Consider the following 13,316-nt stretch of genomic DNA (forward strand, 5'->3'; position numbering starts at 1 on the left):
GTGGGCGTGGCTCTCGCCGCTGCAAGGCGCAAAATTTGACCCATGTCCGGCGCGACCGGACAGAAAACTGGATGTACATGCTGCAGATACTTTACTTCGCCCAGGATCTTGCCGACCCCGCCGTTCGCCGGCGTGTGCTGATGTTGCTTGCCGGCGGCGCAAAGGTGACGCTTGTGGGGTTCAGACGCGATGCAAACCCGCTGGCGGCGATCGAGGGCATCGTGCCTGTCGAGCTCGGCACCACCCATGACGGCCGGTTCGTCCAACGGGTCGGTGCGATCGCCAAGAGCTGTCTCTCGCTGAAGCAGGCGCTGCGCGGCGTCGAACGTCCAGACCTGATCATTGCCCGCAACCTCGACATGCTGGCCATCGCCAGGAAGGCCCTCAGCCTCTTCGGCGGCGAGGTCCCAATCGTCTACGAATGCCTCGACATTCACCGCCTGCTCCTTTCCCCCGGCATCGCTGGCAAGACATTGCGGGCAAGCGAGCGCCTGCTCGGCCGTGACGCACGCCTTTTGATCACCAGTTCCCCCGCCTTCGTCGAGAACTATTTTCGTCCGCTTTCCGGCATCTCGGCACCGACCATGATGCTTGAAAACAAAGTGCTCGAGCTGGACGGGACCGATGCGCGACCATCGGTGACCGCTGCCGCCGCACCGACAGATGGCCCGTGGCGGATTGGCTGGTTCGGTGCTCTGCGCTGCCGCAAATCGCTGGCCCTGCTGGCAGCCTTCTCGCGCCGCATGGAGGGCCGCTTCGAAATCGTGCTGCGCGGCCGGCCGGCCTATCGCGAGTTCGACGACTTCGACGGCTTCATCCGCAACGAACCTTTCATGACGTTCCAAGGCCCCTATCGCAGCCCGGAAGAGCTTGGCGCGATCTACTCCGACGTGCACTTCACCTGGGCGATCGACTTCTTCGAGGAAGGTCAGAACTCCAAATGGCTGCTGCCGAACCGGCTCTATGAAGGCTGCCGCTTCGGGCGGGTGCCGATCGCGCTGCGCGGCACCGAGACCGCGCGGTTTCTGGCCATACGCGGCCTTGGCGTACTGCTCGAGGAGGCTGACCCCGGTGCTCTCTCGGCGCTTATGGGGTCGATGACCTCCGAGATCTACCACGACGCATCGCGGCGGATCGCCGCTTGCGCGCCGGAAACGTGGATCTTCAATCGCAGCGATTGCGAAGGCCTCGTGCGCCGCCTCTCGGCCGTCACATCCGCCGCCCCGCCGCGCATCGCCCTGGACTTCCCGCAAGCACATCAAAACGCCTCAACGCCCCAGAACGAAGGTGGATTGTCATGAGCATACGTGTCCTCATCGTCATTCCCTGCCTCAACGAGGCTGAACATCTGCAAGGCCTCGTCGAAGCCTTGCTGCCCGCGGCAGGGCGTCTTAACGGTGCCATCCTGATCGCCGACGGCGGCAGTACCGACGGCACCCGCGAAATCGCCGCGCGCCTCGCCGAAGCCGACCCGACCGTTCTGGTGATCGACAATCCGAAACGCATCCAGAGTGCTGCGATCAATCTCGCCGTCGCACGCCATGGCGCCGCGTTCGACTATATGATCCGCATCGACGCGCACGGCACCTATCCGGACGATTATTGCGAGCGTCTTGTCGAGGAGGCTCTCCTGACCGGCGCGGACTCGGTCGTCGTCGCCATGCAGACGGTCGGTTTCACGCCGTTCCAGAAGGCCACGGCCTACGCCCAGAATTCCAAGCTCGGCAATGGCGGCGCCAAACATCGGCTCGGCGCGACGAGCCACTGGGCCGATCACGGGCACCATGCGCTGATGCGCATTTCAGCCTTCCAGGCGATCGGCGGCTACGACGAGATCTTCAGCCACAACGAAGATGCGGAGTTCGACTATCGCTTCCGCCAGGCGGGCTACCGCATCTGGATGACGGATCGCACCAGCATGGTCTATTACCCCCGCGCCAAGGTGGGGCCGCTCTTCCGCCAGTATTTCGCCTATGGCCGCGGACGCGCGCGCAATGTGCTGAAGCATCGCGCCTGGCCGAATCTCAGGCAGTTGCTGCCGCTGGCCGTCGCTCCGGTCGCAGTCGGCGCGCTGCTCGCGGTCGTCAGCTGGCTCGCCGTCGTTCCGGTCGTGCTCTGGGCTGCGGCCTGCATCGGCTACGGCATATGGATGGCGCTCGGCCAGAAGAACGCTTACGGCCCGCTCGCTGCCGTTTCGGCAATGATCATGCATTTTGCCTGGTCGGCCGGCTTCTGGCGGGAATTGCTCACCACGCGTAACCGGAGGATGGCACCATGACCAGCACCGTCGCCCGGACGCAGATCGACATAGCGGTGTGCACGTTTCGCCGGCCGGAGCTTGCAGAAACGCTGCATTCCCTCGCACTCATCACCGTGCCCACCGATGTGGCGATCCGCATTATCGTCGCCGACAACGACGTGACGCCGAGTGCGGAGGCGCTCGTCAACCAGATGCGCCCGACCATGCCTTGCGAGATCCTCTACGTGCATTGCCCGGCGTCGAACATTTCGATCGCCCGCAATGCCTGTCTCGACAACAGCACCGGTCACTATCTCGCCTTCGTCGACGATGACGAGACAGTGTCGAGAACCTGGCTCGCGCAATTGCTCGATACCGCGCTAACGACCGGCGCCGATGTCGTGCTTGGCCCGGTTCGCGCCGAATACACGCTGTCCGCCCCGAACTGGATGCGCCGCGGCGATTTTCATTCAACCCGGCCGGTCTGGGTCGATGGCGAGATCCGCACGGGCTACACCTGCAATGTCCTCATCGATCTCACCCGCCCTGTCCTCCTCAACCGGCGATTCAATCTGGCACTCGGACAGACGGGCGGCGAGGATACGGAGTTCTTCCGCCACATGCATGCGGATGGCGGCCGCCTCGCCTATGCGCCCGATGCGCTGGTCTTCGAACCGGTACCGGAGAAACGCGCGCGGCTGGCGTGGCTTGCAAAGCGCCGCTTCCGCTCCGGCCAGACCCATGGCCGGCTCTTGAGTGAACCGGGCCAAGCCGGCAGCCGAGTGGTCGAAATCGCCCGCGCGGCGGCGAAATCCGGCTATTGCGCCATCGCAAGCCTGCTGCTGTTCGGATCGCCGGTCGCCCGCTCGCGCTACGCGCTTCGCGCAATCATGCATGCGGGCGTCGTCAGCGGGCTCATCGGCGTGCGTGAACTTCAGCAATACGGTGCGGCGACCGCCTGATGACGCAACACACCCCCGACGTCAGCTTCGTCATTGCGGCCTTCAACGCTGCCGACACGATCCGGCGCGCCATCGACAGCGCGCTGGCGCAGGCAAGCCTCGACATCGAAGTGATCGTCGTTGACGACTGCTCGAAGGACGAGACCTGTGCGGTCGTCGAAGAACTCGCCGATCCGCGCGTGCGGCTGCTGCGGCTTGCTGAGAACCGCGGGCCGGGCGGCGCGCGCAATGCCGGTCTCGAGGCGGCGCGTGGCGACTGGATCGCCATTCTCGACGCGGACGACACCGTCAGCCCCGAGCGGTTGCCCCGGATGATCAGCCTCGCATCCGCGACCAATGCCCAGATCGTGGTCGACAACATCGACGTCCTGAACCTCGACGGGCGGCTGGAGCGCATGTTTCCCGAAGCCGAACTCGCACGCCGTCGGACGCTGACGCTTGCGACCTTCATCGGTTCCAACGTGCTTTTCCGCTCCACCTACAATTTCGGCTACATGAAGCCGATCTTCGAGCGTCGTTTTCTGAACGAACATCGCTTGCGCTTCGAGGAAACGATCCGGATCGGCGAGGACTACATCCTGCTCGCCTCGGCGCTTGCCCATGGCGGCCGCTGCGTCATCGAACCCTCGGCGGGCTATTGTTACCACATCCGCGAGGGCTCGATCTCGCGCGTGCTCGAACTACGCCACATCGAAGCGATGATGACGGCCGACCGGGAATTCCTGGCCAGCCACACGCTCGATGCCGAGGCGCTGGCGATGCAGCGCCGGCGCGAAAAAAGCCTCGTCGAGGCTCATGCCTTCCTTCGCCTCGTCGAGCACCTGAAATCCAGATCGTTGGTCGGAGCCACCCGGGTGGCTGTTACCAACCCCAGAGCGCTTCGGCACCTCAGAATGCCGATCGCCGTGCGCTTGCGACGGCTTCTTGTACCGATCGCACGCACGAAGCCTGCCACTTCGACGGTGGCGGCTGAACGACCCACCTCAGGCGAAAGCCCGCACGTAAGTAAAGGATAAGACCATGGACCGTATCAGGACCGTCAGGAAAGCTGTGATCCCGGTCGCCGGCAATGGGACGCGGTTTCTTCCCGCGACGAAGGCGATTCCGAAGGAGATGTTGACGATCGTCGATCGTCCGGTCGTGCAGTATGCGGTTGATGAAGCCCGCGAAGCGGGCATCGAGCACATCGTTTTTGTGACCAGCCGCAACAAGCAGGCGATCGAAGACCACTTCGACGACACGCCTGAACTCATCTCGTCGCTGACCCGCTCCGGCAAGAACGCCCAGATTTCCGAACTGGAGGAGATGCTGCCCCGCGCCGGTTCCGTCAGCTTTACCCGGCAGCAGGCGCCGCTCGGCCTCGGCCATGCCGTCTGGTGCGCCCGCGATCTTATCGGCGACGAACCCTTCGCGCTGCTGTTGCCGGACATGCTCTGCCACGGCGGGCGCGGCTGCATGGCCGGCCTTGTCGACCTCTACCGCCAGACCGGCGGCAACGTTGTCGGCGTCGAGCAGTGCGCACCGGAAGATGCCTCGAAATATGGCATCGTGGGCAAGGGTGCCGCCGTCCCCTATGGCTTCGAAGTCACCCAAATGGTCGAAAAACCGGGCATGGGTGAAGCTCCTTCCAATTTTTATCTCAATGGCCGTTACATCCTGCAGCCGCAGATCTTCGAGATACTCGCGCATCAGCCGCGCGGTGCCGGAAACGAGATCCAGCTGACCGACGGCATGCTGAAACTCTCGCAAAATCAAGCGTTTCACGCCCATCCCTATGATGGGCGCACGTTCGACTGCGGCTCCAAGGAAGGCTTCATCGCGGCCAACGTCGCCTTCGCGCTGGCGCGTTCCGATCTCGGCGACGCGGTCTATGCCTCGGTCAAGGACATGGTCCTGTCTCACGAAGGCCGCATCCGCGCCGCATAACTGGCTTCGGCGCCTCTTTTGAAAAGAAGAGGCGCCAGCCTTCGGACTAAAGGGAAACGGACAGAGCGACCCAATGAACCAAAGAAGTCTCCCCTTCAACAGTGTCGTACCGCGCAACGTGGAGGAGCCCGACGGCTTCATCGACCTTGACCGTCTTTTTTCGGTCGTCGTCCGCCGCGCCAGAATGGTCGGCCTGTTCGTGGCGCTCTTCATCGCGCTCGGTGTCGCCTACCTGATGTTCGCGACGCCGTTCTATACGTCGATGACGCAGATCCTGCTCGACGAGAACCTGTCGAAATTCGCCGAAGAACAGGCGCCGCCGCAAAACAGCGCCCTGCTCGACACCCAGATTGCGAGCGCCGTGGAAATCCTGAAGTCCGGCGAGCTCGCCCTGCGCGTCGTCGACAAGATGAACCTCGCCGATAACGACACGGTTCTCAATCCGCCGCGCTCGCCGTTCGACGTCGTCAAGGACGGGCTGAAGTCCGTCACGAGCATCTTCTCGAGCGGGCCGGAGATTTCAGAGGATATGGCGCGCAACGGACGGAGGCAGAAGGCGGCCGCGCTTTTGCAGCAGGGGCTTGCCGTCGAGCGCGTGACACGAAGCTCCGTCGTTTCGCTTGCCTATCGCTCCAGCGATCCGCAGCTGGCCGCCGGGATCGTCCGCACCTACGCCGACGCCTATCTCAACGACCAGCTCAACGCCAATTTCGAGGCGACGGAACGCGCTTCGGTCTGGCTGCAGGAGCGTCTCGCGGACCTTAGGCAGCGCACGCAGACCGCGTCGCTCGAAGTGGAGAAGTACCGCAGCGAAAACGGCCTGACGCTCGCCCGCGGCGAGCTCATGTCGGAGCAGCAACTGGCCGATCTCAACAGCCAGCTCATCATTGCCCAGGCCGATACCGCGAGCGCCTCGGCGCGCTACAAGCAGTTCCAGGCGATCGTCGAGCAGGGACCGGAGACGGCCGTCAAGAACGCGACGATTTCCGCCAAGGAAGGCGACAATTCGGTCATCCGCGAACTGCGCACCCGCTATCTCGCGGTCAGCAAGCGTGAACAGGAAGTTTCGCAGAGCTTTGGCGCCGACCATCCGCAGGCCGTGTCGCTGCGCAAGGAGAAAACCGATGTCGGCCGCCAGATCTTCCAGGAACTGCAGCAGCTGACGGCAAGCTACCGCAACGAGTACGAGGTGGCACGCTCACGCGAGGCGTCGCTGCGTGAAAACATCGAAGGCACCACCGGCCGCAACGCGAACGCAAATCTCTCGCTCGTGCACCTGCGCGAACTGGAGCAACGGGCGGCCGCGCTGAAGACGCTCTATGAAACCTATCTGAACCGCTACGAACAGGCCTCGCAGCAGCGCTCCTTCCCGATCGCCAAGGCGCGGGTGATTTCCAGCGCCGGCGTCCCGGCCTCGCCCTCGAGCCCGAAGAAGACGATGGTGCTCGCGCTTTCGGCGGTGCTCGGCCTCATGGCGGGCGGCGCGTTTGCCGCATTCCAGGAATTTCGTGAGCGGACCTTCCGGCTGGAGGGCGACGTGCGTGCCATCCTCGGCCACCGGTCGTTCGGCTACATTCCATTGGTCGGCCCGCGTCAACCGGGAACGACGGACCTCGTTCGAGCCAAGCTGATGAAGAACAAGATGCCGCCACCGGTAACGCAAGGGGCTCCATCGTTCGAACGCCTCAGCCGCATCGTGCTCGACGCACCCCGCTCGTCCTTCACGGAGACCTTCCGCAACGCCAAGCTCGCCTGCGACCGGATGCTGACCGGCAACGGCTCGCGCGTCATCGGCATCGCGTCGGCGGTACCTGATGAAGGCAAGTCGATCATTGCGGCAAACTTCGCGGCCCTTCTCGCCGCAAGCGGCAAGAAGACCCTGCTGATCGATGCCGACATCCGCAAGCCGGGCCTCAGCAAGATGATCAATCCGCCGCCGAAGGCGGGTCTGGTGGAAGCGCTGACCGGGCAGGCATCCTGGCCGGCGGGCATCAAGATCGACCAGCAGACGAAACTTGCGATCCTGCCGGTCGGCGGAGAAGCGGTGGGCGGAAACGGCCCTTATGACAGCCATGAACTGCTCGCCTCCCCCGCCATGGCCGAGCTCATCGACAATGCCCGCAAGTCTTTCGACTATGTCGTCGTCGATCTCGCAGCATTGGCCCCGGTGGTCGACGGCAAGGCCTTTGCGCCGCTGGCGGACGGCTTCCTCTTTGTCGCGGAATGGGGACGGACGCCGTCGCGGCTGGTGCGGGAGCTGTTGCATGCGGAACCGCAGATCAATTCCAAGATCCTCGGCGTGATCCTCAACAAGACCGACATGCAGGAGCTGGCGAAATACAGCGACTTTGGCGGTACCGAGCATTATCGCCACCGTTATGAGAAGTACTACATCGAAAGTGCCGGCACACGCCGCAAGACCGAGGCCGCCTGACAGGGCGCGCCTCGTTTCGACTTGTCGCTCAGTCCCTCCAGAACAGCGGTGTCAGGATGACCAGGACGGTCAGGATTTCCAAACGGCCGAGCAGCATCATGAGTGACAGGAGATAGAGCGCCGGGTCGGTCAGCGTCGAGAAGTTGCCGGCCGGCCCGATGATCGGGCCGAGCCCGGCGCCGACGTTGGAAAGCGCCGTTGCGACTGCCGATACCGCCGTGACGAGATCATAGCCCATGGCCCCCATCGCCAGGCTGCCGAAAGCCCAAATGAACATGTAGGCCGTGAAAAACATGAACACGGTGCGTTGCACGTCGATATCGACGAGGGTCTTGCCATAACGCACGGTGTGGACCGCGTTGGGGTAGATCAACTTGAAGAGCCCGGCCCGGATCGAATTGAAGATGATGATGAAGCGATAGGCCTTCATGCCGCCTGCCGTGGAGCCGGAACAGCCGCCCATGAAGGTGGCGGCAAAGGCAAGTGCGACGATGAACTCACCCCAGAGCATGTAATCGTCGCTGGCAAAGCCGGTCGTCGACAGGATGGAGGAGACGGTGAAGAAGCCATGCGCCAACGCCTCGTTGGCAGTGACCCCGTTGACGATCCGCTGATAGAGGCTTGCGGCGAGCGCAAGTGCCGTCAGATAGGACAGAAAGACGATGATCTGCGGATCCTTCAGCGTGTCGAGCCGCCCGCGAACGATGAAGAGGATGAGCACCGAAAACGGCAGACTGCTCAGCGTCATGAAGAAGGTTGCGACCCAGAGGATCGGCAGGCTCTTGAAGTAGCCGAGCGAGGCGTCATGGGTGGAGAAGCCACCGGTCGCGACCGTTGACATCGCATGGTTGATGGCGTCGAAGCGGCTCATGCCGAGATAGGAATAGATGATCGTGCACGTCACCGTCATCACGACGTAGATGAGGATGAAGGCGCGGGTGAAGGTGACGATGCGGGCGAAGGGCTTCTCGGTGGTGTCCGAGGACTCCATCTTGAAGAAAGACATGCCGCCGACCCTGAGATAGGGCATGACGAAGAGCCCGAGCGCGACGATCCCGATACCGCCGAGCCAGTGCAGAACCGAACGCCAGAGAAGAATGCCCGGGGGCGCGTGGTCGAGGCCGCTGATGACGGTCGACCCGGTCGTCGTGATGCCGGAAACCGATTCGAAGAAGGCCTTGGCGAAATCGAGCTTCAGCGACGACAGCCAGAAGGGCATGGCGCCGACGAGAGAGACGACGATCCAGAGAAGGTTTACGACGAGGAAGCCCATCTTGCGGTTGAACAGCGGCGCGCCGCCCTGCGTGGCAGCGATTGCCAGAAGCGACAGCCCTCCGGTCACGAAGGCCGAACCGGCGAACACTCTCCAGTTGGGATGGCCATAGAACAGATCGACGGCTGCCGGGAGCAGCATCGCCAGCGACAGATAGAACGCGGCCTTCGCGGCGATATTGATCGCGGTCTGGTAGAGGGGTGCATGCAACGGTCGATCGCCTCAGCGCTTTGTCCAGGACCGAATCGGTCATCGGGATTTGCGCCATTCAACCTCAAAGGCGGGCGATTTGCACCGGCTTGGGGGTGAGAACCGTTCGGCAGGCGACGATCGGTCCTCGTATTTTCGCCGATTTGTCCACCGGACAACCCAAAGAGACTACAGGCGCCTCCGGTAAATACCGGGTGAGACGCGTCAATCGCTTGCTGCACCGCGGCATTTTGCCCTTTCAAATCTAACGCACGAAAAGATCACAGCTTTTGGGCGCGGCAATTCATCACCTTGACTTATTTGCGCGTGTAAAGCCTGTTTCATCCGTTCCACATGCAACCTTGAGCACCACCGATGACCCCCGCCCGTTTCACCCAATGCCTTCTCGTTCTCCGTTGGACGCCGATCAATCTGGCAAGCGCGCTCCACTGCAACCTGGCGTGGATCGAGGCGATGGAGACGGGTGAAGAAAAGGTTCCAGACGAGCTGGCGACCTGGCTCGAAACGCTGGCCCGGACCCACGAGGAACTTGGCATTCCCGTCACCTACCGCGGCAAGGGTTTGGAACCCGCGACAAGCCGCGCGACCCGGCGCTGATCCGGCACGGAACGCACGGGCGTTGCGACGCCGCGCCCGGCGTGGCGTCAATCGTCGCTGGCCGGTTCTATTGCGAGCGCGCCGGCCGGGCTGAGCTTGCCGCAGCGCCACAGCCGGTAATTTTTCTCGGTGTCCCAGTCGTAATAGTAGGCCGCGTCCAGTCGCTTCTCTTTTGAAAACTGCTCGAAGACGGCCCGCATGGCCGTCATCGCGTCTTCGCGTTCACGATCGTCGACGGGGCAGCTCTGCGCCCTGTTACCGATCCCCCACTCCGTCACCCAGCAGGGCCGCCCCTGATCGGCGGGCTCGCAGAATTCGAGAAGCTTGGTGGCCACCGACCGGATCGCCTTTGGATCCTTGCGGGCGGGATAGATGTGGATGCCATAGGCATCGACGTATTTGTCCATGCCCTTTGTCTTCAGAAGCGCAATCACCTCGGCCGGGTCCAGACGCTCCATGCCCTCCCGGTCCGCTTGCTTGGCGCCCATGTCGGCGAGCCCGGCGGAGATGATGACCGCATCACGGCTCGCGCTTTGCTGCACTTCTTCGCGCGTGATCCGGAGCGCATCGACATACTTATCCAGGCCCTTGTCGAACGCGGCGGGGTTCTTGAGATCGGTGACGCTGCGTGGCGTCGGCTCGCCGGGTTTCTCGTAGACGGCGAGGTCGCCGTTATAGCCTGCGAGGTTGATCTCGTTCCCGGGTTCCACCGCATCCAGACGGATGCCAAGCGCGTCCATGCGCTCCAGCGCCGCCTTGAGCCCGGCGCGATAGCGGTCGAGGTCGAGGTCCGACAGCCGATGGATATCCCAGATGCGGCCGTAGCCGGTGCGGGGCCGCACCGTGTCGGCATAATAGCTTTTGTTCGACAGTTGGATTTCGAGCAGGATCCGCAGCCCGAGCCGGTTGGCGATCTCCAGCGCGTCGATGCTCTTGTCGACGGGACGCGACAGCGAGAGCCGCACATGCGTGGCGCCGCTGTCGGCAATTTCCTGAAGGATGCGCTCCTGTTCGGCAGGCTTCAGCCAGGCCAGATTGAGCCGGTTGACGCCGAAACGCGCAACCGCAGCCTCGCTCGCGAGGGCAGAAGCACCATGCGAAAACGTCGCCCAGGAGACCAGGGCGGCAAGGAGCAGCGCCCAGGGCGCTGCTCGTCTCGCGCAGGGATTAAATGCCAACCTGTTTAAGCGCACTTTGGAAGTTCGCCTCGCAAGCCGAATACCGGTCGACAACCGCCTGGGCGTCGATCTTCGACAGGAAGTTGGCAAGATGCGCCTTCTTGTTTGCCTCGCGGTTCCACACACCCGCTTCGATATAGGGGAAGCCGATAAATTCGAGCATCTCGCGCATGCGGTCGTCGACAGCGATCATCAGCGAGGGCGTTCCCGCCTGCATGCCGATGACGCAGCCATGGAACCGCCTGCCGATGCACAGGTCTCGCGCCGATGACCAGGCGCGCCACTGGTTCGTGTCGAAGAATACCACCAGTTCGTTCTGGCGCTGCCACTTCTCCTGGTGCTTGTATTCGGTCTTGCCGGTAATGCGGCCGCTGGAGCGATCATAGACCGTCTCGTTGTCATCCACCGGCAGCGTCAGGTTATAATGAACGATCTCGTCCTGGATCACGTAGCTGGCCACGCTCTCCGGCTTCAGAAGCGCGTGGGCATCGACGATGGTATCGGCAACGCTGCCCAGATAGCCGCCGAGCGCGAGTTTCTGGGCCGACGCCAGATCGGCATTGGCAAGCGACGTGAGCGACCGCCGCATCTCGTTCGGCGCGAAGAAGAGCGAGGGGCAGCCGGTCGGCTTGACAAACTTCATGCCCTCCGCGCGCAGGAACTCGGCGGTGAAGTAGCCGCGGGTCAGGAAGAAGCTTTCCTTCTGCTTCAGCACCTCGAGGAAGCGCAGCGTGCCAGCCGGCAGGTTGTCCTTCAGCCCTTCACGCTTCTGGATACCGATGCCCATCACCAGCACCGGCATCTTCAGCTTCTCGAACACATCGGCTTCCAGATCCGCCGAATAGCCCGGACGCAACAGGTTTGCCGAGGCGAACACGCACATGTCGAACTCCTTGTTCAGGACCTCGTAGACGTCGTTGGCGCCGCGGCTGTTGACCAGGTGCCAGAAGGGCACGTAGGTCACGTCATGTCCGCGCAAGGCGTAGGCTGCCCCTTCACCGATCAGGTAGTTGCCGGTGTTGGCGATCTTCTTGACCTGATCGACCAGATCCTTCTTGCTTCTGATTTCATCGAAGTACGGCTTGTGATGAACCGTCGCACCGGAAACACGCGAGACGGTACGCTGGAGATAAGAGGGGATTCCGGTGAGCAGGATACGCATCGATACACCTGGTTTGTGGACTGGCCGACAGAGTTGACGAGAACGGGGGCGGCAGCTGGAAGCGGGTTTGCAACCCTCGCCACGCCGCCCGAACATCATGAATTGAGCGCCTCGGGCAACGCGCCCGAGGCGTAAGCGATTAGAGGCCGATGCCGATTTCGCGCAGCACCGTGCGGAAATTGCGCTCGCGGTCGGAATAACGATCCACCAGTTCCGACGCGTTCAACCCGGCCAGATGGCTGGCGACGAATTCCGCGCGGTTTTCCGCCTTTTCGAGCTCCTGGACGTCGACCGACGGCAGGCCGGTAAAGCCCAGCATTTCGCGCATGCGGTCGTCGACAGCCACCATCAGGCTCGGCACCCCCGCCTGCATGGCGATGATGGAGCCGTGGAAACGACGGCCGAAGTTGAAGTCCATGTGCGAGGCCCAGGCGCGCCACTGGTTGGTATCGAAGAAGGTGCGCACGTCGAACGGCACCTTCTGGCGCTCAGCGCCCGGAAAGGCGAGATCGCCGAGCATCTTGCCCGAGCAGGAATCGAAAACCCTGCCGTCGGCATCGGGCTCGACCTTCATGTCGAAGTGCAGGAATTCGTCCTGGATGACATATTGCGGCTTCGCTCCCTCGGGGTTCAGCGCGATGGCATCAACGATGCAATCGTGATTGGCGCCGAGGTAGCCCGAGAAGATCGTCTTGGCCTGACCGATCTTGACATCAGGCAGCTTCTTCATCGAGGCGCGCATGTTGTTCGGCGCGAAATAGACTGAGGGGCAACCGGTTGGCCGGACGTACTTGAAGCCCTGGTCCTTGAGGTAGCCAGCCGTCTCATAGCCGCGGGTGAGGAAATAGTGCTCGCGGTCCTTGAGAACATCGAGCAGACGCTTCGTTCCCTCGGGCAGGCCGGTTTCCAGATCCTTGCGGTTCTGGTGGCCGATGCCGAGCATGACGATCGGCATATTGAGCTTGCTGAGCACATCGGCTTCGGCGTCCGCAGAAAGCCCCTTGCGCAGAAGATTCGCGCAGGTGAAGACGCAGATGTCGAAGTTGTTGTTGAACTCGTCGAAACCCGTGCCGTTCTTATGGGCGTTGTAGAGGTGCCAGAACGGGATCTGCTTGGCATGCGGGGCAATGGCGCGCAGGGCCCCCTCACCGATCAGATAGTTGCCGGTGTTGCTGATGTTGCGAAGCTCCTGAAGAAACTCGTCCTTGGTTTCGGGCTGTTTCTGCCGTTCCGAATAGGAAACCGACAGGCCATTCGCGCCGTTTGCGAGGCGCGTGTAATGACCAGGAATGCCCGTCAGGAGGATTCTTGGACGCATGCGTAAGTCCCTTCTCT

General features: G+C 62.7%; 11 protein-coding genes. 7 read left to right on the forward strand and 4 right to left on the reverse strand.

Translation table 11 applies throughout. The features are described 5' to 3' along the window. Window positions 1–77 precede the first annotated feature (77 nt). From XB14_RS24355 to XB14_RS24380, 6 genes are all read left to right on the forward strand, one after another. Window positions 78–1,301 carry a glycosyl transferase family 1 gene (locus XB14_RS24355; protein WP_077965432.1) on the forward strand — a complete coding sequence of 408 codons (1,224 nt, stop codon included), beginning with the start codon at window positions 78–80 and terminating at the stop codon, window positions 1,299–1,301. Continuing rightward, window positions 1,298–2,278 (forward strand): glycosyltransferase family 2 protein, encoded by a 981-nt coding sequence (locus XB14_RS24360; RefSeq protein ID WP_077965148.1) that lies wholly within the window; start codon window positions 1,298–1,300, stop codon window positions 2,276–2,278. The genes XB14_RS24355 and XB14_RS24360 overlap by 4 nt, the downstream gene beginning before the upstream one ends. Then, window positions 2,275–3,201, forward strand: a complete 927-nt coding sequence (locus tag XB14_RS24365; RefSeq protein ID WP_077965149.1) for a glycosyltransferase — start codon at window positions 2,275–2,277, stop codon at window positions 3,199–3,201. Before XB14_RS24360 ends, XB14_RS24365 begins: the two co-directional genes overlap by 4 nt. Next, the gene (locus tag XB14_RS24370) at window positions 3,201–4,217 is read left to right on the forward strand and encodes a glycosyltransferase family 2 protein (protein WP_077965150.1); all 1,017 of its coding nucleotides are present in this window, start codon (window positions 3,201–3,203) and stop codon (window positions 4,215–4,217) included. Before XB14_RS24365 ends, XB14_RS24370 begins: the two co-directional genes overlap by 1 nt. A gap of 4 nt (window positions 4,218–4,221) precedes the next feature. Then, complete coding sequence (locus XB14_RS24375; protein ID WP_077965151.1) at window positions 4,222–5,127, forward strand: UTP--glucose-1-phosphate uridylyltransferase; 906 nt, start codon at window positions 4,222–4,224, stop codon at window positions 5,125–5,127. Window positions 5,128–5,200: 73 nt separating this feature from the next. Next, the gene (locus XB14_RS24380; RefSeq protein WP_077965152.1) at window positions 5,201–7,561 is read left to right on the forward strand and encodes a polysaccharide biosynthesis tyrosine autokinase; all 2,361 of its coding nucleotides are present in this window, start codon (window positions 5,201–5,203) and stop codon (window positions 7,559–7,561) included. A 28-nt stretch (window positions 7,562–7,589) separates the two neighbouring features. Here XB14_RS24380 and XB14_RS24385 read toward each other — a convergent pair whose 3' ends face one another. Next, complete coding sequence (locus tag XB14_RS24385) at window positions 7,590–9,044, reverse strand: TrkH family potassium uptake protein (protein WP_077965153.1); 1,455 nt, start codon at window positions 9,042–9,044, stop codon at window positions 7,590–7,592. Between the two features lie 354 nt (window positions 9,045–9,398). Here XB14_RS24385 and XB14_RS24390 point away from each other — a divergent pair, with 354 nt between their 5' ends. Further along, window positions 9,399–9,641 carry a hypothetical protein gene (locus XB14_RS24390; RefSeq protein ID WP_077965162.1) on the forward strand — a complete coding sequence of 81 codons (243 nt, stop codon included), beginning with the start codon at window positions 9,399–9,401 and terminating at the stop codon, window positions 9,639–9,641. A gap of 47 nt (window positions 9,642–9,688) precedes the next feature. On the opposite strand, the gene XB14_RS24395 is transcribed toward XB14_RS24390, so the two are convergent. From XB14_RS24395 to XB14_RS24405, 3 genes are all read right to left on the reverse strand, one after another. Continuing rightward, window positions 9,689–10,777, reverse strand: a complete 1,089-nt coding sequence (locus tag XB14_RS24395; protein WP_077965440.1) for a glycoside hydrolase — start codon at window positions 10,775–10,777, stop codon at window positions 9,689–9,691. 31 nt (window positions 10,778–10,808) lie between these two features. Next, window positions 10,809–11,981 carry a polysaccharide pyruvyl transferase family protein gene (locus XB14_RS24400; RefSeq protein WP_077965177.1) on the reverse strand — a complete coding sequence of 391 codons (1,173 nt, stop codon included), beginning with the start codon at window positions 11,979–11,981 and terminating at the stop codon, window positions 10,809–10,811. A 139-nt stretch (window positions 11,982–12,120) separates the two neighbouring features. Continuing rightward, window positions 12,121–13,299, reverse strand: a complete 1,179-nt coding sequence (locus tag XB14_RS24405; RefSeq protein ID WP_077965179.1) for a polysaccharide pyruvyl transferase family protein — start codon at window positions 13,297–13,299, stop codon at window positions 12,121–12,123. Window positions 13,300–13,316: the final 17 nt, after the last annotated feature.

The sequence above is a fragment of the Ensifer adhaerens genome (assembly GCF_002007205.1).
Classification (GTDB): domain Bacteria; phylum Pseudomonadota; class Alphaproteobacteria; order Rhizobiales; family Rhizobiaceae; genus Ensifer; species Ensifer adhaerens_D.

Excerpts from the sequence above, each read along its gene's own strand:
- XB14_RS24355 (WP_077965432.1), top strand. The coding sequence starts at position 78 with ATGCTGCAGATACTTTACTTCGCCCAGGATCTTGCCGACCCCGCCGTT.
- XB14_RS24360 (WP_077965148.1), top strand. The coding sequence starts at position 1,298 with ATGAGCATACGTGTCCTCATCGTCATTCCCTGCCTCAACGAGGCTGAA.
- XB14_RS24365 (WP_077965149.1), top strand. The coding sequence starts at position 2,275 with ATGACCAGCACCGTCGCCCGGACGCAGATCGACATAGCGGTGTGCACG.
- XB14_RS24370 (WP_077965150.1), top strand. The coding sequence starts at position 3,201 with ATGACGCAACACACCCCCGACGTCAGCTTCGTCATTGCGGCCTTCAAC.
- XB14_RS24375 (WP_077965151.1), top strand. The coding sequence starts at position 4,222 with ATGGACCGTATCAGGACCGTCAGGAAAGCTGTGATCCCGGTCGCCGGC.
- XB14_RS24380 (WP_077965152.1), top strand. The coding sequence starts at position 5,201 with ATGAACCAAAGAAGTCTCCCCTTCAACAGTGTCGTACCGCGCAACGTG.
- XB14_RS24390 (WP_077965162.1), top strand. The coding sequence starts at position 9,399 with ATGACCCCCGCCCGTTTCACCCAATGCCTTCTCGTTCTCCGTTGGACG.
- XB14_RS24400 (WP_077965177.1), bottom strand. The coding sequence starts at position 11,981 with ATGCGTATCCTGCTCACCGGAATCCCCTCTTATCTCCAGCGTACCGTC.
- XB14_RS24405 (WP_077965179.1), bottom strand. The coding sequence starts at position 13,299 with ATGCGTCCAAGAATCCTCCTGACGGGCATTCCTGGTCATTACACGCGC.